Here is an 18,959-nt window from a genome sequence, read left to right on the forward strand (position 1 = left end):
GGAAATCGGCTGGACTAATGCATGTCGCGCAAAAGTGTGCAGCGGTTTTGCGATAACGACACGCTTAAAAACAAGACCTTAAGGCGCGTCGCGTGGGTCCGTTCAAACGCGACGCGCTTTAAGCGTGGCGCCGGTTCACCGTGCCCGGCCTTCCGGCGATCGAAAGCCGCGTGTCCTGCCGGCTGCGCTCGGCCACCACCTTGCCCCTGGCGACGACGCAGAGACGCTCTGGGCGCAGCCGCAGCGCCTCGACTGGGTTGCCGGCATCGAGAACGACCAGGCTGGCGCGCTTGCCGACCGCCAGGCCAAGGTGGTCGAGGCCCATGATGGCGGCATTGACGTTGGTGACCATGTCGAAGCAGCGCGCCATCTCGGCCGGGCTCGACATCTGCGCGACATGCAGGCCCATGAAGGCGACGTCGAGCATGTCTGCTGTGCCCAGCGAATACCAGGGGTCGAGCACGCAATCCTGGCCCCAGCCGACGCGGATGCCTTGCGCCAGCATCTCCTTGACCCGCGTCAGTCCGCGGCGCTTGGGAAAGGTGTCGTGGCGGCCCTGCAGCATGATGTTGATCAGCGGATTGGGGATCGCCGAAACGCCGGCCTCGGCAATCAGCGGCAATAGCTTCGAAACGTAGTAATTATCCATCGAATGCATCGATGTCAGGTGCGAGCCGGCCACTCTGCCCTGCAACCCGAGCCGCTGCGTCTCATAGGCAAGCTGCTCGATGTGGCGCGACAGCGGATCGTCGGTCTCGTCGCAATGCAAGTCGACCATCAGGCCGCGCTTCGCCGCGATTTCGCAGAGCTCGGTGACGGAGCGCGTGCCGTCGGCCATTGTGCGCTCGAAATGCGGAATGCCGCCGACGACATCGACGCCTATGTCGAGCGCCCGGATGGTGTTGTCGCGCGCCGTCGGCGAGCGGTAAAACCCGTCCTGCGGGAAGGCGACCAGCTGCAGGTCGATATAGGGGCCAACCGTCTTCTTCACGTCGAGCAGCGCCTCGACCGCCAGCAGGCGGTCGTCGCAAACATCGACATGGGTGCGGATGGCGAGCAGGCCCATCGACACCGCCCAGTCGCAATAGGCGAGCGCACGGTCGCGCACCGCTTCGTGGGTCAGAAGCGGCTTCAACTCGCCCCAAAGCGAGATGCCTTCGAGCAGCGTGCCCGAGACATTGATGCGCGGAATGCCGAGCGAAAGCGTGGCGTCCATATGGAAATGCGGATCGACGAAGGGCGGCGAGACCAGATTGCCATGGGCATCGATCGCCGTGCCGGCGCTGACGTTCAGCTCGGGCTCTATCGCTGCGATCGTTTCGCCGACGATGCCGATATCCGCGATCCTGCCGTCGGGCAGCGTCCCGCCGCGCACCACAAGGTCAAAATCCATCTAGCGCCACCTCGTTCAAAAAAGCCGTTTCTTTCCATGCAGCGTGCTGCCGCAAGGCGGAACCTTCAGGCGCGGCCCTTCCCTTCTCCCCTTGTGGGAGAAGGTAGCCGCGAAGCGGCCGGATGAGGGGTGTTCCAGCTTGGCGCCGACGACACTCCGTCCAGCACCCCTCAACCGTCTTGGCGCTGCGCGCCAATCCACCTTCTCCCAGAAGGGGAGAAGGAAAAGCCTCTATTCCGGCACGTACCGCACCGCCCCCTTGGCGGCACTTGTCGCCATCGCCGCATAGGCGCGCAAGGCCGTCGTCACCTTGCGCTTGCGCTTTTCTTCGGGCTTCCAGGCAGCCGTTGCCCTGGCCTCCATCGCGGCGCGACGGGCGATGAGTTCGGAGTCGTCGACAGCAAGCCTGATGGTGCGGTTGGGGATATCGATCTCGATCGTGTCGCCTTCCCTGACCAGCCCGATCAGACCGCCTTCCGCGGCTTCCGGCGAGACATGGCCGATCGACAGGCCGGAGGTGCCGCCGGAAAAACGACCGTCGGTGATCAGTGCGCAGGCTTTGCCGAGGCCTTTCGACTTCAAATAGCTGGTCGGGTAGAGCATTTCCTGCATGCCGGGTCCGCCGCGTGGCCCTTCATAGCGGATGACGACGACATCGCCGGCCTTGATCTCGTTCGACAGGATCGCCTTGACGCTGGCGTCCTGGCTTTCGAACACTCTTGCCGGACCGGTGAATTTCAGGATCGATTCATCGACGCCCGCCGTCTTCACGATGCAGCCATCGAGTGCCAGATTGCCTTTCAGCACGGCAAGGCCGCCATCCCTGGAGAAAGGATGTTCGGCCGAGCGGATGACGCCCTTCTCGCGGTCGAGATCGAGATCGTCCCAGCGGCGGTCCTGGCTGAACGCGACTTGCGTCGGCACGCCGCCGGGTGCCGCCAGGAAGAAATCGCGGACATTCTGGCTGGTGGTGCGCGAAATATCCCAATGATCGAGCGCTTCGCCGAGGCTTGCGGTGTGCACCGTCGGCAGGTCGCGGTTGATCAGCCCGGCGCTATCCAGCTGGCCGAGGATGGCCATGATGCCGCCGGCGCGGTGGACATCCTCCATGTGGACGTCGGCCTTGGCCGGCGCCACTTTGCAAAGCACCGGCACCCGCCGCGACAGCCGGTCGATGTCCTCCATGGTGAAGTCGACCTCGCCCTCATGTGCCGCGGCGAGGATGTGCAGCACGGTGTTGGTCGAGCCGCCCATGGCGATGTCGAGTGTCATGGCGTTCTCGAAGGCGCCCTTCGAGGCGATGCTGCGCGGCAGCGCGGTGTCGTCGTCCTGCTCGTAATAGCGCTGGGCAAGATCGACGATCAGGTGGCCGGCCTCGACGAACAGGCGCTTGCGGTCGGCATGCGTCGCCAGCGTCGAACCATTGCCGGGCAAGGACAGGCCGAGCGCCTCGGTCAGGCAGTTCATCGAATTGGCGGTGAACATGCCGGAGCAGGAACCGCAGGTCGGACAGGCCGAGCGTTCGATGGTCCTGACGTCCTCGTCGGACACCTTGTCGTCGGCGGCCGCGACCATAGCGTCGACCAGATCAAGCGCCTGGCTCTTGCCGGCGAGCACCACCTTGCCGGCCTCCATCGGCCCGCCGGAGACGAAGACGGTCGGGATGTTGAGGCGCAGCGACGCCATCAGCATGCCGGGCGTGATCTTGTCGCAATTCGAGATGCAGACCATCGCGTCGGCGCAGTGCGCGTTGACCATGTATTCGACCGAGTCGGCGATCAATTCGCGCGACGGCAGCGAATAGAGCATGCCGTCATGGCCCATGGCGATGCCGTCATCGACGGCAATGGTGTTGAACTCCTTGGCGACGCCGCCGGCCTTTTCGATCTCACGGGCAACCAGCTGGCCGAGATCCTTCAAATGGACATGGCCCGGCACGAATTGGGTGAAGGAATTGACCACGGCAATGATCGGCTTGCCGAAATCCGAATCCTTCATGCCGGTGGCGCGCCACAGGCCGCGGGCGCCGGCCATGTTGCGGCCATGGGTGGTGGTGCGGGAACGGTAGGCGGGCATTGAACTGTCCTTGCTGTCTGCGTCGCGCCCAAAGGTGCGGAAAACCGGAATTGAGCCGCAGGCCTTATAGACGGCACACTCTGGTCTGGCCACAATTTTGCGCTGCGCCAGGGTGCGGAACGAGCGGCCAGCCAAAGACGCAGCCGGTCCAGGCCGTAAAAAAGTCAGAAGTGCTGTCGGATCGTGTTTTGCTCGAGCGTCCTTGAGCAGACGGCGGGACCGGGCATCAATTGCCAGCCGGCCGTTTTGCGAGTGAAACAAGCCAAAACCAGCCCGAGGAGCAAGAGAATGCAAAAGATCACCCCCTGCCTGTGGTTCGACGACCAGGCCGAGGAGGCCATGAACCATTACATCTCCATCTTCAAGAATTCGAAGGTGCTGAGCGTGATGCGCTGGCCCAAGGGCAGCGGCGATAATGAGGGCAAGGTGCTGATGGTCTCATTCGAGCTCGACGGCGTTCAGTTCCAGGCACTCAACGGCGGCCCGCAATTCAAGTTCACCCAGGCAGTCTCGCTCTCCATCGACTGCAAGACGCAGGAAGAGGTCGACTATTTCTGGGACAGGCTCATCGCGGGCGGTGGCCAGCCCAGCCAGTGCAGCTGGCTGAAGGACAAATTCGGCCTTTCCTGGCAGGTCGTTCCCGAGCAGTTGCCGAAGCTGCTGCTGGACCCCGACACGGAAAAGGCCGGCCGCGTGATGCAGGCGATGATGCAGATGAGCAAGATCGACATCGCCAAGATCGAAGAGGCAGCGAAAGGGTGAACGAACGCGATCTTTCCTTCTCCCCCTGTGGGAGAAGGTGGATCGGCGCGAAGCGCCGAGACGGTTGAGGGGTGCTGGACGGAATGAGACGTTGGTGTTTCCTGGAACACCCCTCATCCGTCGCCTTCGGCGACACCTTCTCCCACAAAGGGAGAAGGGAAGGGGCGCATCAAGCCGCTCTGTCGCGGACCTGATAATCCTTGACCGCGGTGAAGCGGATCGCCTTCCAGCGCTCGGCCTCGTAGTTGAGCGAGAAGGCGTGCTGGGCGAGGAACACCGGATCGTTGTCGAGATCGCGCGCGATGTCGCCGCGATGCGCCTCGATGAAGCGCTGGAGTTCGGCCCTGTCGTCGGCCGATATCCAGCGGCAGACGGAAAAGCGCGACATCTCGAAATCGACCGGCAGTGTGTATTCGAAGTTTAGCCGCTCCTTCAAGACGTCGAGCTGCAGGGCGCCGACGACGCCGACGATGGCTGGCGAGCCGTCCTCCGGCGAGAACAATTGCACGACGCCTTCCTCGGCCATCTGGTGCAGCGCTTCCTTGAGCTTCTTGGCTTTCATGGCATCGCCGAGGCGAACGCGGCGCAGGATTTCAGGCGCGAAATTCGGCACGCCGCGAAACAGGATCTCCTCGCCTTCGGTCAGCGTGTCGCCGATGCGCAGCGTGCCATGGTTGGGGATGCCGACGACATCGCCGGCGAACGCCTCGTCGGCGGTGACGCGGGTGCGGGCGAAGAAGAATTGCGGTGCCGACAGGCTCATCGGTTTTCCCGTGCGCACCAGCTTGGCCTTCATGCCGCGCTCGAGCTTGCCGGAGCAGACGCGGACGAAAGCGATGCGGTCGCGATGGTTGGGGTCCATATTGGCCTGGATCTTGAAGACGAAGGAGGTCATCTTGTCCTCGGTCGCCTCGACCTTGCGGCTGTCGGCCTCCTGCGCGCGCGGCGGCGGCCCGTAGGCGCCGAGCGCCTCGATCAGGTCGCGCACGCCGTAATTGCGCAGCGCCGAACCGAAATAGACCGGCGTCAAATGGCCCTCGCGGAAGGCATCGAGGTCGAGCGGGCGACAGGCCTCGCGCGCCAGCTCCAGCTCCTCGATGAAGGCCTCCCGCTCGTTCTCCGGCAACAGGCCGGCGACGCGGTTGGAATCGGGTCCATTGACCGGCGTGCGCTCCTTTTCGGCGTCGCCCTTGCGCACCGCGTTCAGCGCCAGATGGTAGGTCCCGGAAAAGGTCTTGCCGCGGCCGATCGGCCAGGTGATCGGCGCTGTATCCAGTGCCAGCTTCTGCTCGATCTCGTCGAGGATGTCGAATGGGTCTCGGCTTTCGCGGTCCATTTTGTTGACGAAGGTGATGATCGGGATGTCGCGCAGCCGGCAGACCTCGAACAGTTTCAGCGTGCGCGGCTCGATGCCCTTGGCGGCGTCGATCACCATGACCGCGCTGTCGACCGCCGACAGCGTGCGATAGGTGTCGTCGGCGAAATCCTCGTGGCCGGGCGTGTCGAGCAGGTTGAAGACGGTGTCCTCGTATTCGAAGGTCATCACCGAGGTGACCACCGAAATGCCGCGCTCGCGTTCGATCTTCATCCAGTCCGAGCGGGTCTGGATGCGGTCCTTCTTGGCCTTGACCTCGCCGGCAAGCTGGATAGCGCCGCCGAACAAAAGCAGTTTTTCGGTCAGCGTCGTCTTGCCGGCGTCGGGGTGGGCAATGATCGCGAAAGTGCGGCGGCGCGATACCGCTTGTTCGATGTCTTCAGCCAATTTCATGGAATCCTGTCTGTGGCGCGGGCTTCTAGCAGCGCTTTTCCGGCCTGTCGAACGGAAACACCGCTGATACCCCGGCAGCAGGTTCAGTCTCTGACGATAGCCGCCTGCGTGACCGAGCCAGCGTCATCCAGGCGCATAACCAGCCATTCAGAGTCGATCGAAAAAAATCCTCTTTCCGAACCAAGAATATAAACCAGACTCCAGTCCTCGAAATGGTCCGTCTTCGGCGGTTCGCCGAGCATGGCAACAACTTCTGCCCGCGATTTCCCAACCAACGCCCCGGTCAGCACCAAACCGTCAGCAATGCGATGGCGCTTATGCAAAGGATCCAGCCAGTTGTCGTCCTGCCACCAAGATCGAACGATCGGCAGCGGGCCGAAGAAGACGGCATAGACAATGGCGGCTCCGGCTGCAGCAAAAACCAGCCCTTTTATCCAGCGGCGCAAATGACCCTCATGTGATTGAGCTGAACGTTTCCAGTGAGGCGATCGTCATCGACCCGCTTCGAGAGCGGTCCCGGCAACGCTCTTGGCAAGTCTGTACCATGGTGGCAATGAGGGCAAGAAGTCCTGGGCGTTTGAAGGTACACGGCCGCGAGCAAGAACATCATCGTCATTGGATCCGGCATCATTGGCGCCTCCATCGCTTGGCACCGGCAGAGCTAAGCTGTCGACCTCTCCGGCTGCCGCAGCCGCCGGTTCACGTCCCGACGTCAGGCCGATTCGGTCGCTCGGCTCTCGAAGGCCACCTCCGGAATCCACTCGGCAATTGCGGCGCCGATCCTGTCGGCATGGTCCTCCTGCAGATAATGCGCGCCGGGTCCGAGATCGATCAACCGGCAGTTCTTCAGGCCGGCCGCGAATTCCCGTGCCGCCTGCGGCGAGACGAGGGCCCCCGGATCGCCTGAGAAAAGCAGCTTCGGGTAGGAAGAGAGCCGGAGCGCCCGATGGTCGTGCTCGCTGATGGCAGCGACATCGGCGGGCTGGCCTTCAATCGGCAGGTCGCGCGGCAGCCGCAGGATCGGCTTGCGCGATTGCGGCGTCGGGAACGGTGCCCGGTAGGAGGCCATTTCCTCATCGCTCATCGTGCGCAGCACCGCAGCCGGCAACACCTTTTCGACGAAGACGTTATCTTCCAGGACAAGCTTCTCACCGACGCTAGGCGTGCGCATTGCCTTGAACAATTCGCGCGCCTGCGGACGCTGGTGAAAATCGTCCCAACTCTCGAAGGGGCGGATGAATTCCATGAAGGCGAGGCCGAGGATCCGCTGCGGCCGCCGGGCCGCGAGATGGAAGGCGAGCGCGGTGCCCCAGTCCTGCGCGACGACAACCATGTCGGTGATGCCAAGCGTCTCGATGAAGGCGTCGAGATAGCGGACGTGGTCGAAGAAGCGATAGTCGATGTCCGGCTTGCCGGATTGGCCATAGCCGATCAGGTCGGGCGCAATGCAGCGGCCGAACGGCGCCACATGCGGGATGATGTCGCGCCAGATGTAGGACGACGTCGGGTTGCCGTGCAGGAAGAGTACCGTCGGGCCAGCCGTGCCTGCCTCGACATAGGAGATGGTGGAATCGAGCACCGCGACTTGCGAGCGTGGCAACATTGTGCGGGATTGCTGCTTTTCGAGTTTCGGGTTCATCGGATCAGCTCCTTTTTGCGAAGACTGTTTTGAAGACGATATTCTTGAAACGCTCGAGCGGTTCGGGACTGCGCTCCACCTTCATGCGCAGCATCGCGCCTTGCCAGGAACTCAACAGGAAATCGGCGAGGTCCTCGGCATCGAACGCGTCGGTGATGTCGCCAGCCGCCTGGCCCTCGGCGATGCATTCGGCAAAGGGCTTACGCCAGCGTTCGAAAATGGCGACGAGTTGCAGCCTCAGCGCCTCGCTGTGAGCCGCCGTCTCGAGGCTGAGATTGCCGATCATGCAGCCCCGTGCCCAATCATGCGCCTCCAGCTTCGACGTGATGATTTCGAGATAGCGGCGCAAGCGCCCGACCGGGGGCGTGCCGTCCCGAGCAAGGGCCTGCTCCACCAAACCGCTCACATAGGCGAAATAGCGGTCCAGCACCTCGCCGGTGAACGCCTCCTTGGAGACAAAATGATTGGTGAAGGACCCCGGGCGGGCATCGGCCGCGGCGACGATGTCGCGTACGCCGGCGGACGAATAGCCGGAATTCCAGATGGTTTTGAAACCGGCGTCGAGGAGTTTTTCGCGAAGTGAATGTCTAGCCATGCCGGGTACAATACGTACGTACGTATTAAAGTCAAGAGGCACATTTGATACGGCGCGCTCTTGGCAGAACCCACGGGCAATGGCATCGCAGTGGTGGCGTTGGAACGAGGAGTGAAGCATGACAGCGGCGAAAGAAGTGATTGTCATCGGCGCCGGCATCATCGGCGCCTCCATCGCCTGGCACCTGACCAGGGCCGGAGCAAAGGTGACGGTCATTGCCGACAGCGGCGCCGGCGGCGTCGCGACACCGAATTCCTTTGCCTGGATCAATGCCAGCTGGGGCAATCCGGAGGTCTATTTCCGCCTACGCATTCGGTCGATGGCCGAATGGACGCGGCTGGCGAACGAGGTGCCCGGCATCCCGTTGCAGTGGTGCGGTGGCTTGTGCTGGGACCTGCCACGTCCCGAACTTGAGGCCTATGCGGCCGAGCACTCCGCATGGGGCTACGGCATCGAGCGTGTCGACCGTGCCGGAGCGGCGCGTATCGAGCCCAATCTGGCCGAACTTCCCGATTTCGCCCTTTATGTCGCCGAGGAAGGTGTCGCCGAGCCGGTCGCCGCCACGCAAGCACTGCTGGCCGACGCCGAACGGCGCGGCGCGCGAATTGTAGCCGGGACGACCGTCACCGCTCTGGTGCAAGCCAACGGCAGGATTGCCGGCGTCGATACATCCGGCGGGCGGATTGCTGCCGACGAGGTGGTGATCGCGGCCGGAGCCGGCTCTCCGGCACTAGCGGCAATAGCCGGGATAGAACTGCCGATCGAGACGCCACCCGGCCTGATCGTGCATTCGCGCCCCTACGAAAAGCTGCTCAACGGCCTGGTGATCGGCGACCGACTGCATATGCGCCAGACGGCGGAAGGCCGCGTCGTCGCCGGCTCGGATTTCGGCGGCGCCGATCCCGGCATGGATGCTGCGGCCACCGCCGGCGACCTGTTTGCGGCGATGAAGGCGATGCTGCGCGGCGCGGATGAGCTGGAACTCGATTTCCACACCATTGGCTATCGGCCGACGCCGGTCGATGGCTTTCCGATCATTGGCCGCGCCGAAGGCACGAGCGGCGTCTACGTCGCGGTCATGCATTCCGGCATCACGCTGGCACCGGCCGTCGGCCTGTTCGCCGCCCGCGAAATCCTCGATGGCGAGCGCGATCCGCTGCTTGATCCCTACGGGCTGGGGCGGTTTACTCAATAACCGGGCGGACGGCGAAAGCCGCCGGCCAGCGGGTCGATTGCCCTGGCGATCCCGAGCAGGCGCGACTCCGACCAGCGTTTGCCAACAAGCTGTAGTCCGATGGGCAGGCCATTGCTGTCCTGTCCGCAGGGCAGCGACAGTGCGGGGTGGCCGCTGTAGTTGAACACCGCGCCATAGGCCGGCAGCATCCAGTAGGTTTGCTTCTCGCCGTCGACCTCGATCGACGTTCCCGGATCGCAATGCGGGAAGGCGGTGGCCATGGCGACCGGGCACAGCAAGGCGTCGCAGCCGTCGAAGAACCGTTCCCACGCCAGGATGGAGCGGTCGCGGCGGGCGAGCGCCTCGAACCAGCGCGAGACCGGTGTCGGCTTCTCCCGCGGTTCGGGCTGGGCCGCCTCCAGCATCATGCCGATCAGCGCGCCGCCTTGCTCCAGATCGTCGTGCAGGTCGAGCTTCGGCAATTTGGCCTCCTCGACGATCGCGCCTGCCGCCTGAAGCTCCTTTGCCAGGCTTTCGACCGCAGCCCTGATCTCGCCTGCCACCGGAAAACCTGGGAAGGACGGCGCGAAGGCAATGCGCAGCGTCGTCAGATCCAGCTCCGGCATGTCTTCGACCGGTACCGGCGCAAGGTCGGTATCGCTTCCATCCGGCCCGGCAATAAGGCGGTAGATCAGTACCAGGTCTTCGACGCTGCGTGCCATCGGTCCGAGGCAGGAGATCAGCCTCACGCTGCGCGGCGCCCCGCCTGGATCGGGGAAGGCGCCGGCGAGCGAGACGCGGTGCTCGGTCGGCTTGAGGCCGCAGACGCCGCAAAAGGCAGCGGGCAGCCGGATCGAATCCTGCATGTCGGTGCCGACCTCGAACGGCGTCATTCCGGTGCCGAGCGCCGCCGCCGCACCGCCACTGGAGCCGCCGGCGGTGCGCTGGAGATTCCAGGGATTGCCGGTGCGGCCGAACAGCGGATTGCTCGACTGCCAGTCACCGAGCATTGTCGCCACGTTCGTCTTGCCCACCAGTATGCCGCCTGCCGCCTTCAGCCAGGCAACGACCGGACTGTCTGCCCTCGGGGCAAAGTCGGCGAAAGCCGGGAAGCCGACAGTGGTTCTCATGCCCGCTGTTTCGTGCGTGTCCTTCAGTGTGAACGGCACGCCGTGTAGCGGCCCAAGGGCCTCGCCGCGCGCCTGGGCTTCGTCGGCCTTGCCAGCGCGTTGCCGCGCACCGTCCCGATCGAGGGTTACGACTGCGTTGACCGCCTCATTGTGCCTGTCAATCTGCGCCAGATGCTCGTCCAGCACCTCTATTGCGGAAACCGTACGGTCGCGGATGGCCGCGGCCAGATTGGTGGTCGAGGAAAAGACGATATCCATGGTGAATGCTCCGGGCTATCGCGCCGCGCTCCTCAAAATGGCGGATTGGCGCGTGGATGCAAGCCTGGCTCGACATTTCGACGATGGCGGCGCTTGATCGGGATTGCGCTGCGGGGCCCGTTGAGGGGCGGCCCTGTCCAGCGGCCTCGCCGCGCTCGGCGCCTCTACGGCCTACCGTCCCCTGTTGTGCGTCCGCTCATAGAGCTCACGGATGATGCCGCTTGCCGTGGTCTCGAACAGAAACGGCAAGAAAGCATGAACGAGCGCGGCAAACGCCGCCATGAACAATCGCGACGAGAACCATGCGGCGAAAGCCATATGGCCGAAATAGCTCTCGCCGACCGCGGCCGGGTGAGAGGTGAAAAGTCTTGCGAGCCGTGCCGTCATGTCGATCCCTCCTGCCGGCATGAAGAGCCGGCGATGAGTATACTGGCATGGGTGTTCGGTTCATCGGTCTCAAATTGTCCTTGTGAAAGGCTGAATTTTGGGACAAACATCCCACATGGCGCCGGAAATCGACGAAATAGACCGGAGATTGCTGGCCGAGCTGCAACGCGACGGCACGCTGTCCGTCGACCAGCTCTCGGCAAGAATATCGCTGTCGCGCAATGCCTGCTGGCGCCGGGTGAAGCGGCTGGAGGAAGACGGCGTCATCACCGGCCGGGTGGCGCTGGTCGACGCCGACAAGCTTGGGCTCGGCCTTTCGGTGTTCATCCTGATCCGCACCTCGAACCACGATCCCGACTGGCTGCAAAGATTCCGAGCGGCGGTGACCGGCTTTGCCGAGATCACCGGCGCCTACCGCATGTCCGGCGATCTCGACTATGTCCTGCGCGCCCGCGTTGCCGATGTGAAGGCCTATGACCGGCTCTACCAGCGGCTGATCGCCAAGGTGGCGCTGTCGGACGTTTCGGCCTCGTTCGTCATGGAGGAGATCAAGGAGACCACGGTCGTTCCGATGGAACTGCGCTGAAGCGGAACTGTGCTGAAAGAAAGCCGTTGATAGCATTGCCGCCGAGTTGACTGAACCGGCGTTCGCGACGATAGGATCAGCCTCATGCGCGCAGCACTTTATCCTACCTCCGTCATCGGTCCGGCTGTCGGCTTCGTCAGGCTGCCGCATGGCGAGGGCTTGCCGCTTCCGGCCTATGAAAGCTCGGGCGCCGCCGGCATGGACCTGCGCGCCGCCGTCCCGGACGACAGGCCGCTTTTGATCCTGCCGGGAAAGCGCGCGCTGGTGCCGACCGGGCTGGTCCTGGAAATTCCGGAGGGCGTCGAAGGCCAGGTCCGGCCGCGTTCGGGCCTCGCCTTCAAGCACGGGCTCACCTGCCTCAACACGCCGGGCACCATCGACAGCGACTATCGCGGCGAGGTCAAGGTGCTGCTGATCAATCTCGGCGACGAGGATTTCGCGGTGACGCGCGGCATGCGGATCGCCCAGATCGTCTTCGCCCCGGTGACGCAGGCGACCGTCGAGGAGCGCACATTGGCTGGCGGCACAACGCGCGGCTCGGGCGGCTTCGGATCGACCGGCACGGCCTGATGAAAATACCCAAGCTCGTCATCTTCGATTGCGACGGGGTTCTGGTCGACACCGAGAACCTGGCCAATCGGCGCCTCGCCGAATGGCTGACCGCGGCCGGCTTTCCGGCCAGCTTCGAATATTGCCGCAAGAATTTCTCCGGCCGCAGCATGGTCTCGGTGCAGAAGGAAGTCGAGGCGACCGGCGTCAGCCTCGGCGCCGATTTCGTCGAGCGCTGGAACGCCGGCCTGCCGGACCTGTTCGCGCATGGCGTCGAGGCCATCCCCAACGTTCGCGAGTTCATCGAAACCGTGCACGCCGCCGGCATCGCCACCTGTGTCGCCTCGTCGGCACGGGTGTCCAAAATGCACATCACGCTCGGCCAGACCGGGCTGCTGCCGCTATTCGAGCATGCGCTGTTCAGCTCGACCATGGTCTCGCGCGGCAAGCCGTTCCCCGACCTCTTCCTGCATGCGGCAGCGACGATGGGCTTCGCGCCCGCCGACTGCATCGTCATCGAGGACAGCGTCGCCGGCACGGCAGCCGGCATCGCCGCCGGCATGCGCGTCTATTCCTACCACGGCGACCCGCTTTCCGACCGCGATGGACTGATCGAAGCCGGAGGCATCCTGTTCGACGACATGCGTAAACTGGCCGGGCTGGTGCCGATCCACTGATCGCCTTTGCGCAGGCTGCATGCGCGCCAGATCTCAGACCGGGCGCGGCGCCCCAAGTACTCGGTCGACCGTGTCGCGTATGAGAGTGCGCAGATTGGCCGGCCTGTCGAGATGACTGACGACAAGCAGGCCGTCGGCCGCCACTGTTAGCGCGTCCGCGGTGCGGTCCGGATCGGGATTTGCGTCAGCGATCAGCAGATCCCTGAGGATGCCCCACTTCCAGTGACGATGCTTATCGATTGCCTCGCGAACCGGGCTCCTCGGGTCGGGGTATTCGGCCGCGGCATTTTGGAACGGGCAGCCGCGGTAGCCCGGCTGATCCGCCGCATCGGCAATGAGATCGAATACGGCAAGGATCATCAGGCGAGGTGGCCGCCGGCCAAGGCTCGCGATTGCCGCCCGTCCTCCCTTGCTGATCTCCTCGATATAGGCGCGGACGAGGTCGTCCTTGGCCGCGAAGTGATGATAGAACGTCGCCTTCGCAACGCCGGCCTCGGCGATGATGCGGTCGATGCCGACTGCACGGACCCCCTCCAGAGAAAACAGCGCGGTCGCCGTATCGAGGATGCGGCGGCGCGCAAGACTTTCGGGACGATCGTTGATTCGGGCTGCGGACATGCCTTGACCGTATAGCAGACAGGTCTGTATACATCCATATGTCGACAGACAGGTCTACCTGTTAACGAAGGGAAGGCGAAACATGGCTTCGATAGTCAGGGAAATCATCGTAGATGCTTCACCGGAAAGCGTATGGGCGACGGTGGGCGACTTCGCCGGCGGCGCCCAACGGATAGCCCCAGGCGTTTTCGTCGACTGCCGGGTGGATGAGGGCGACGTACGGGTCCTTACTTTCGCCGACGGCAAGATCGTGCGAGAGCGGCTCATCGCCCGCGACGAGCAGGGCCGGCGGATCGTGTGGGGATGGCTCGTCGACGAGGTCACTCACGATAACACCTCCATGCAGGTCTTTGCCGAGGGCGAGGGCCGGAGCCGCCTGGTCTGGATTCACGATACTCTGCCCGACGAACTCGGCACGTGGCTCGCAGCCGCCATGGATCAGCTGGTGCCGGTTTTCCAGCAGACCCTGGCGAGCCAAGCCAAGCCAACATAGTGAGGCAACCCCAGGTGTTTCCTCCTGGCCGCAAAATGCTCTAGCTTGCGCGCGCCCGACATAACGAGCGCGCGCGCATGACCTTCTCCCTGCTTCGTTTCATCTTTGCTTGCCTGCTGCTGCCCTGTCTTTGGACGACGGCTAGCGCGGAGGCCGTCAGCTTCCCGGAGCTCGGCAGCGCTGTCCCCGGCCACGGCGATGTCACCTATCTCGATCTCGCCAGGATGGTCATTCCCGATCTGGCGGCGGACAAGGACGGCTTTTTCCGGGGTTCGATTCCGATCGAGATGCGCCACATCGCTGGACCGGACTACGACGGCTCGCCGCCGGCGACGTCGGGTCTTTCCAGCGGCGACGTGCTCGACATCAAGGCCGGCGGCAAGGACCGGCTGGCGATGCTGCTCGACCTCGGCGACTCGCCTGACAGCGCCGAGGGCTATGCAGTGCTGGCACTCTACGACATCACCGGCAAGCCGGCCTTGCTCGACGCGGTCAATGTTGCCGTCGACCGCAGCACCTACTTTCGCGATCCGGGCAAGCTGTCGATCGGGCCCGGCGATGACGTCATCATCACCACGAGCACGCATTTCAATTCGAGCCAGGGCTATGTGATCGCGCCGCTGGTCATGGTCCGCAACGACAGGTTCGAGCTGATCGACATGATCTATACGTTCGACGAAAACCTCTGCACCAACCGAAGGACGCAGAATGCGGCCTTCCAGGCGACGGCCGACGGCCAGCCCTATGCAGCCATCAAGGTTACGGTGACCGACGCGACAGTGCCGGGCGATGAAAGCTGCGACGGCCAGCCGCCGCCAGAGGCGTCTTCGCGCGACATTTCCGTCACCTATCATTGGGACAAAAACGCTTCGCGTTACGTCAAGGATTCCGATGCGCTGGACCGATTGGCAGGAGAGAACGCCAAACGCTTCTGAGCCAACCGCAATTATTTGCCCGGCGCGTTCCGCCGGGCTAGAATTTCCTTCATAATCCGCACCGGAGGGGAGCATCCATGGATAAGGGCAAGATTTTTCGCGACCTGCATACATCGATCTTCGTCATGGCCAATTCATGGGACGTCGGCACGACCAAGCTCTTGGCCTCATTCGGCTTCAAGGCGCTGGCCACGACCAGCGCCGGCTTTGCCTTTTCGCGCGGCCTGCCGGACGGCGCGGTGACGTTCGAGGCGATGATCCATCATTGCCGTGAAGTGTCAGCGGCGACCGGGCTGCCGGTTTCGGCCGACCTCGAAAAGGGCAAGGGCGACAGCGCGACAAGTGCCGGCGAGACCATCTTCGCCGCCGAGGCGGCTGGCCTCGCCGGCTGCTCGATCGAGGACCATACCGGCGAGCCCGCCAAGCCGATCTATGATTTTTCGCATGCCGTCGATCGCGTCGCGGCGGCGGCGGAAGCGGCACGGGCACTGAAACGCGATTTCGTCTTCACCGCGCGGGCCGAGAATTTCCTGTGGGGCAAGCCCGATCTCGACGACACGATCAAGCGGCTGCAGGCTTTCGAGAAAGCCGGTGCCGACGTGCTCTATGCACCGGGCCTGGGCGACATCGAGATGGTGCGAACCGTCTGCTCGGCGCTGACCAAGCCGGTGAACGTCATGGCCAGGCCCGGCTTCACCATCGCCGATCTTGCCATGGCGGGGGTAAAGCGCATCTCGCTCGGCCCATGGCTGACCAATTTCGCCTTCGGCATGCTGGAGACCGCGGCGCGCGAGATCCAGCAGGATGGCACCTTCGGCTTCACCCGCGCCGCCATGCCGTTCGGCAAGCTGCAGGCGCTGTTTGCCAAATCTTCCTAGGTGGGGCCCGGCGAATGACGCTCACCGTCGTCGACATGCACACGGGCGGCGAGCCGCTGCGGATCGTCACCGGCGGCTACCCCGACATTCCCAAGGGCACGATCCTCGAAAAGCGTGCCTATGTGCGCGACCATCTCGATCATCTCAGAAAGATCCTGATGTTCGAGCCGCGCGGCCATTACGACATGTATGGCGCGCTGCTGGTGGAGCCCGACCTGCCGGGCGCCGACCTCGCGGTGCTGTTCATGCACAATGAGGGCTATTCGACGATGTGCGGCCACGCCATCATCGCGCTCGGCCGCTACGCCGTCGACGAGCGGCTGGTGGCGCCACGCGAGCCGATGACGACCGTCAACATCGAGGCGCCATGCGGGCTGATTTCGGCTGCGGTCGAGGTAAGGGATGGCAAGGCCGGCGCGGTGTCCTTCGAAAGCGTGCCGGCGTTTCTGTTCGCCGGCGACCAGCGGATCGAGCTGCCGGGCTACGGCGTGGTCGGCTTCGACGTCGCCTATGGCGGCGCCTTCTATGCACTGGCCGACTGCCGCCAGTTCGGGCTGGAATTTGGCAGGAACCGCGTGCGCGATTTCGTCGATGCGGCGACCGCGCTGACTGATAAGCTGAAGGCCGAATTGCCGCTGTTGCATCCCGACCATGCCGATCTCGCCTTTCTCTACGGCACCATCCTGACCGACGGACAGGATGCGTTCTCCGATACGCCGACCAAAAACATCTGCGTTTTCGCCGAGGCCGAGGTCGACCGTTCGCCGACCGGCTCCGGCGTCACCGCGCGGCTGGCGGCCATGCACGCCAAGGGCCAGATCGAGATTGGCCGGACGCGGCTGTTCGAGAGCATCGCCGGCTCGCGCTTTTCCGGCGCCGTCGTACGCACGGCCACAGCCGGGCCGCATGACGCCATCATCGCCCGCGTCGGCGGCCGCGCCTATTACTCAGGGCGGGCCGAATTCATCGTCGAGGACGATGATGAACTGGGGCGCGGCTTTCTGCTGCGCTAGCTCCCTTCCCGTGCCGAGATCGCCTTGTGCAGATGCACCATCATGGCGCCGGCGAACAGCGGCGTCAGAAGGTTGAGCAGCGGCACGGCGAGGAAAGCGGCGACCACCAGCCCGGCCAGGAACACGGTGATGGAGTGCTTTCTGCGCAGCGCCTTGGCCTCGGCCTCCGGGCGAAAGCGCATGGCGGCGAACTCGAAGAACTCGCGCCCGAGCAGATAGCCGTTGACGACGAAGAAGGCGGCAATGTTGATGCCCGGCACCAAGAGCAGCAGCAGGGCGACGATGTTGCCGAGGATGACGACGCCGAAAAACCGGATCGCCAGCACCAGCGAGCGCAACGCCGGCACGGCGCGGCCGGGCGGGTCGTTTGGATAATCCGTGCGCTCGACCACTTCGGCGACGTCGTCGAGGAACAGGCCGGCGATGATCGCCGTCACCGGCGCAATGAGCAGCGCCAAGCCCAGCGCAAGGCCGATGCCGGCGACGACGGCGCCCAGCCATCCGGCCCAGGAGGGTAGGGCGGGCAGCCATGCATCGATCCACGGCCAGGCCAGCCATTCGAACAGGCTCTTGATCCCGAACCAAAGCGCCGCCAGCGCCAGCAAGGTCAGCCCCAGCGTCTTCAGGAACACGGAACGGAATTCGGGTGAGAACAGGCGGCTCAAGGCGGCGCGGGCGGCGTCGAGGATCACGGCGTTTCCAATTCCATGTCAAACGAGGCCCGTGGGCGATATTTCGGGATAGGCGGAGACAGGTCGCGAGACAAGCGCAAACCGCGCGATACGAAGCATCTGCGTTCTGCCCGGATTTATAACTCGCGGCCTAGGCAAAGCCGCATCAAACCGCTAGACCCGCCCGCGCCCGGCGTGGCAGAAAGCCGGTGGGTTTTTGGCGGAGACATGAATTGATGCCGGACTATGACGTGCTTTGTATCGGAAATGCCATCGTCGACATCATCGCCCAGTGCGACGAGGCGTTCCTGGAGACGAACGGCATCATCAAGGGCGCGATGAATTTGATCGACACGAGGCGCGCCGAACTGCTCTACAGCCGCATGGGCCCGGCCATTGAAGCCTCGGGCGGCAGCGCCGGCAACACGGCGGCGGGCGTCGCCTCCTTCGGCGGCCGCGCCGCCTTCTTCGGCAAGGTCTCCAACGACGCGCTCGGCGAAATCTACGCGCACGACATCCATGCCCAGGGCGTCGCCTTCGACACCAGGCCGCTCAGCGGCGAGCCACCGACGGCGCGCTCGATGATCTTCGTCACGCCGGACGGCGAGCGCTCGATGAACACCTATCTCGGCGCCTGCGTCGAACTCGGCCCGGAGGACGTCGAGGCCGACAAGGCGTCGGGCGCGGCCGTCACTTATTTCGAGGGCTATCTGTGGGACCCGCCGCGCGCCAAGGAAGCGATCCGGCAGACGGCGAAGCTCGCCCATGCCGCCGGGCGCGAAGTGTCGATGACATTGTCGGACTCGTTCTGCGTCGACCGCTACCGCGACGAGTTCCTCGATCTCATGCGCTCCGGCACCGTCGACATCGTCTTTGCCAACAGCCACGAGATCAAGTCGCTCTACCAGACCGCGTCCTTCGACGAGGCGCTGGCGCGGATCCGCAGGGACTGCAAGATCGCCGCCGTCACCCGCTCGGAAAAGGGCTCGGTGATCGTGCGCGGCGACGAGACCGTGACCATCAATGCGACCAGGATCCGCGAGCTGGTCGACACCACAGGCGCCGGCGACCTCTACGCCGCCGGCTTCCTCTACGGCTACACGCAAGGCCGCAGCCTGAAGCAGTGCGGCGATCTCGGCTCGCTGGCGGCCGGGCTGGTCATCCAGCAAATCGGCCCAAGGCCACGGCAGAATTTGCGCAGAGAGGCCGAGCAGGCGGGGCTGCTGTAGCGGCATCTCTTCCTTCTCCCCCTGTGAGACCTTTGCACAGAAGCCGATTGGTGATTCTGTGATGATGGTCGAAGCAGGGAGATTCGGGATGGCGGATCGTGTTCTGGGTCAGTTGAGTCTGGCGGACG

General features: G+C 64.1%; 20 protein-coding genes. 10 read left to right on the forward strand and 10 right to left on the reverse strand.

Annotated features, from left to right (window positions below; genetic code table 11):
* Window positions 1–118: 118 nt before the first annotated feature.
* Together NKI54_RS12040 and ilvD are read right to left on the reverse strand one after the other, a co-directional pair.
* Entirely contained in the window at window positions 119–1,393 is a 1,275-nt protein-coding gene (locus NKI54_RS12040) for an amidohydrolase family protein (protein ID WP_352577792.1), read from the reverse strand.
* A gap of 231 nt (window positions 1,394–1,624) precedes the next feature.
* Window positions 1,625–3,469, reverse strand: a complete 1,845-nt coding sequence (ilvD, locus tag NKI54_RS12045; protein WP_352635010.1) for a dihydroxy-acid dehydratase — start codon at window positions 3,467–3,469, stop codon at window positions 1,625–1,627.
* Window positions 3,470–3,757: 288 nt separating this feature from the next.
* Between ilvD and NKI54_RS12050 the strand changes: the two genes are divergently transcribed.
* Window positions 3,758–4,231: a VOC family protein gene (locus tag NKI54_RS12050; RefSeq protein ID WP_352635012.1), complete on the forward strand. Its 474-nt coding sequence runs from the start codon at window positions 3,758–3,760 to the stop codon at window positions 4,229–4,231.
* A 169-nt stretch (window positions 4,232–4,400) separates the two neighbouring features.
* Here the strand turns inward: NKI54_RS12050 and NKI54_RS12055 are convergent, their stop codons facing one another.
* From NKI54_RS12055 to NKI54_RS12070, 4 genes are all read right to left on the reverse strand, one after another.
* On the reverse strand, window positions 4,401–5,999 hold the full coding sequence (locus tag NKI54_RS12055) for a peptide chain release factor 3 (RefSeq protein WP_502898214.1): 1,599 nt from the start codon (window positions 5,997–5,999) through the stop codon (window positions 4,401–4,403).
* 83 nt (window positions 6,000–6,082) lie between these two features.
* Complete coding sequence (locus NKI54_RS12060; RefSeq protein WP_352635014.1) at window positions 6,083–6,445, reverse strand: hypothetical protein; 363 nt, start codon at window positions 6,443–6,445, stop codon at window positions 6,083–6,085.
* 266 nt (window positions 6,446–6,711) lie between these two features.
* On the reverse strand, window positions 6,712–7,638 hold the full coding sequence (locus NKI54_RS12065) for a haloalkane dehalogenase (RefSeq protein WP_352635016.1): 927 nt from the start codon (window positions 7,636–7,638) through the stop codon (window positions 6,712–6,714).
* Window positions 7,639–7,642: 4 nt separating this feature from the next.
* Entirely contained in the window at window positions 7,643–8,233 is a 591-nt protein-coding gene (locus NKI54_RS12070; RefSeq protein ID WP_352591167.1) for a TetR family transcriptional regulator C-terminal domain-containing protein, read from the reverse strand.
* A gap of 118 nt (window positions 8,234–8,351) precedes the next feature.
* Here NKI54_RS12070 and NKI54_RS12075 point away from each other — a divergent pair, with 118 nt between their 5' ends.
* The gene (locus tag NKI54_RS12075) at window positions 8,352–9,428 is read left to right on the forward strand and encodes an NAD(P)/FAD-dependent oxidoreductase (protein ID WP_352635019.1); all 1,077 of its coding nucleotides are present in this window, start codon (window positions 8,352–8,354) and stop codon (window positions 9,426–9,428) included.
* Here the strand turns inward: NKI54_RS12075 and NKI54_RS12080 are convergent.
* Together NKI54_RS12080 and NKI54_RS12085 are read right to left on the reverse strand one after the other, a co-directional pair.
* Window positions 9,422–10,795, reverse strand: a complete 1,374-nt coding sequence (locus tag NKI54_RS12080; RefSeq protein ID WP_352635021.1) for an amidase — start codon at window positions 10,793–10,795, stop codon at window positions 9,422–9,424. The two genes, NKI54_RS12075 and NKI54_RS12080, sit on opposite strands and share 7 nt — an antisense overlap.
* A gap of 171 nt (window positions 10,796–10,966) precedes the next feature.
* Entirely contained in the window at window positions 10,967–11,182 is a 216-nt protein-coding gene (locus NKI54_RS12085; protein WP_352469961.1) for a DUF6356 family protein, read from the reverse strand.
* A 115-nt stretch (window positions 11,183–11,297) separates the two neighbouring features.
* On the opposite strand from NKI54_RS12085, the gene NKI54_RS12090 reads away from it, so the two are divergent.
* From NKI54_RS12090 to NKI54_RS12100, 3 genes are all read left to right on the forward strand, one after another.
* Window positions 11,298–11,768, forward strand: a complete 471-nt coding sequence (locus NKI54_RS12090; protein WP_023676368.1) for an Lrp/AsnC family transcriptional regulator — start codon at window positions 11,298–11,300, stop codon at window positions 11,766–11,768.
* 84 nt (window positions 11,769–11,852) lie between these two features.
* Window positions 11,853–12,338 carry a dUTP diphosphatase gene (gene dut / locus NKI54_RS12095; protein ID WP_023717930.1) on the forward strand — a complete coding sequence of 162 codons (486 nt, stop codon included), beginning with the start codon at window positions 11,853–11,855 and terminating at the stop codon, window positions 12,336–12,338.
* Window positions 12,338–12,994, forward strand: coding sequence for an HAD family hydrolase (locus tag NKI54_RS12100; protein ID WP_352570216.1), 657 nt, complete (start codon window positions 12,338–12,340; stop codon window positions 12,992–12,994). Before dut ends, NKI54_RS12100 begins: the two co-directional genes overlap by 1 nt.
* 33 nt (window positions 12,995–13,027) lie before the next feature.
* Here the strand turns inward: NKI54_RS12100 and NKI54_RS12105 are convergent, their stop codons facing one another.
* On the reverse strand, window positions 13,028–13,612 hold the full coding sequence (locus NKI54_RS12105; RefSeq protein WP_352591179.1) for a TetR/AcrR family transcriptional regulator: 585 nt from the start codon (window positions 13,610–13,612) through the stop codon (window positions 13,028–13,030).
* An 82-nt stretch (window positions 13,613–13,694) separates the two neighbouring features.
* On the opposite strand from NKI54_RS12105, the gene NKI54_RS12110 reads away from it, so the two are divergent.
* The 4 genes from NKI54_RS12110 to NKI54_RS12125 all read left to right on the forward strand — a co-directional run bounded on the left by NKI54_RS12110 (window position 13,695) and on the right by NKI54_RS12125 (window position 16,931).
* A complete protein-coding gene (locus NKI54_RS12110) occupies window positions 13,695–14,105 on the forward strand; it encodes an SRPBCC family protein (RefSeq protein WP_352591182.1) in 411 nt (136 codons plus the stop codon).
* 77 nt (window positions 14,106–14,182) lie between these two features.
* On the forward strand, window positions 14,183–15,040 hold the full coding sequence (locus tag NKI54_RS12115; RefSeq protein ID WP_352591185.1) for a hypothetical protein: 858 nt from the start codon (window positions 14,183–14,185) through the stop codon (window positions 15,038–15,040).
* A gap of 77 nt (window positions 15,041–15,117) precedes the next feature.
* Window positions 15,118–15,918: an isocitrate lyase/PEP mutase family protein gene (locus tag NKI54_RS12120; RefSeq protein WP_352635024.1), complete on the forward strand. Its 801-nt coding sequence runs from the start codon at window positions 15,118–15,120 to the stop codon at window positions 15,916–15,918.
* Window positions 15,919–15,932: 14 nt separating this feature from the next.
* Entirely contained in the window at window positions 15,933–16,931 is a 999-nt protein-coding gene (locus NKI54_RS12125; RefSeq protein WP_352635026.1) for a proline racemase family protein, read from the forward strand.
* Here the strand turns inward: NKI54_RS12125 and NKI54_RS12130 are convergent.
* The gene (locus tag NKI54_RS12130) at window positions 16,928–17,623 is read right to left on the reverse strand and encodes a sulfate transporter family protein (RefSeq protein WP_352691553.1); all 696 of its coding nucleotides are present in this window, start codon (window positions 17,621–17,623) and stop codon (window positions 16,928–16,930) included. The two genes, NKI54_RS12125 and NKI54_RS12130, sit on opposite strands and share 4 nt — an antisense overlap.
* Window positions 17,624–17,838: 215 nt before the next feature.
* Here NKI54_RS12130 and NKI54_RS12135 point away from each other — a divergent pair, with 215 nt between their 5' ends.
* Window positions 17,839–18,831 carry an adenosine kinase gene (locus NKI54_RS12135; protein ID WP_352691555.1) on the forward strand — a complete coding sequence of 331 codons (993 nt, stop codon included), beginning with the start codon at window positions 17,839–17,841 and terminating at the stop codon, window positions 18,829–18,831.
* Window positions 18,832–18,959: the final 128 nt, after the last annotated feature.

This window comes from Mesorhizobium sp. M0663, from assembly GCF_040320585.1.
Classification (GTDB): domain Bacteria; phylum Pseudomonadota; class Alphaproteobacteria; order Rhizobiales; family Rhizobiaceae; genus Mesorhizobium.

Excerpts from the sequence above, each read along its gene's own strand:
- NKI54_RS12125 (WP_352635026.1), top strand. The coding sequence starts at position 15,933 with ATGACGCTCACCGTCGTCGACATGCACACGGGCGGCGAGCCGCTGCGG.
- NKI54_RS12085 (WP_352469961.1), bottom strand. The coding sequence starts at position 11,182 with ATGACGGCACGGCTCGCAAGACTTTTCACCTCTCACCCGGCCGCGGTC.
- ilvD (WP_352635010.1), bottom strand. The coding sequence starts at position 3,469 with ATGCCCGCCTACCGTTCCCGCACCACCACCCATGGCCGCAACATGGCC.
- NKI54_RS12100 (WP_352570216.1), top strand. The coding sequence starts at position 12,338 with ATGAAAATACCCAAGCTCGTCATCTTCGATTGCGACGGGGTTCTGGTC.
- dut (WP_023717930.1), top strand. The coding sequence starts at position 11,853 with ATGCGCGCAGCACTTTATCCTACCTCCGTCATCGGTCCGGCTGTCGGC.
- NKI54_RS12065 (WP_352635016.1), bottom strand. The coding sequence starts at position 7,638 with ATGAACCCGAAACTCGAAAAGCAGCAATCCCGCACAATGTTGCCACGC.
- NKI54_RS12090 (WP_023676368.1), top strand. The coding sequence starts at position 11,298 with ATGGCGCCGGAAATCGACGAAATAGACCGGAGATTGCTGGCCGAGCTG.
- NKI54_RS12055 (WP_502898214.1), bottom strand. The coding sequence starts at position 5,999 with ATGAAATTGGCTGAAGACATCGAACAAGCGGTATCGCGCCGCCGCACT.
- NKI54_RS12075 (WP_352635019.1), top strand. The coding sequence starts at position 8,352 with ATGACAGCGGCGAAAGAAGTGATTGTCATCGGCGCCGGCATCATCGGC.
- NKI54_RS12120 (WP_352635024.1), top strand. The coding sequence starts at position 15,118 with ATGGATAAGGGCAAGATTTTTCGCGACCTGCATACATCGATCTTCGTC.
- NKI54_RS12080 (WP_352635021.1), bottom strand. The coding sequence starts at position 10,795 with ATGGATATCGTCTTTTCCTCGACCACCAATCTGGCCGCGGCCATCCGC.
- NKI54_RS12110 (WP_352591182.1), top strand. The coding sequence starts at position 13,695 with ATGGCTTCGATAGTCAGGGAAATCATCGTAGATGCTTCACCGGAAAGC.
- NKI54_RS12070 (WP_352591167.1), bottom strand. The coding sequence starts at position 8,233 with ATGGCTAGACATTCACTTCGCGAAAAACTCCTCGACGCCGGTTTCAAA.
- NKI54_RS12040 (WP_352577792.1), bottom strand. The coding sequence starts at position 1,393 with ATGGATTTTGACCTTGTGGTGCGCGGCGGGACGCTGCCCGACGGCAGG.
- NKI54_RS12050 (WP_352635012.1), top strand. The coding sequence starts at position 3,758 with ATGCAAAAGATCACCCCCTGCCTGTGGTTCGACGACCAGGCCGAGGAG.
- NKI54_RS12105 (WP_352591179.1), bottom strand. The coding sequence starts at position 13,612 with ATGTCCGCAGCCCGAATCAACGATCGTCCCGAAAGTCTTGCGCGCCGC.
- NKI54_RS12115 (WP_352591185.1), top strand. The coding sequence starts at position 14,183 with ATGACCTTCTCCCTGCTTCGTTTCATCTTTGCTTGCCTGCTGCTGCCC.
- NKI54_RS12135 (WP_352691555.1), top strand. The coding sequence starts at position 17,839 with ATGCCGGACTATGACGTGCTTTGTATCGGAAATGCCATCGTCGACATC.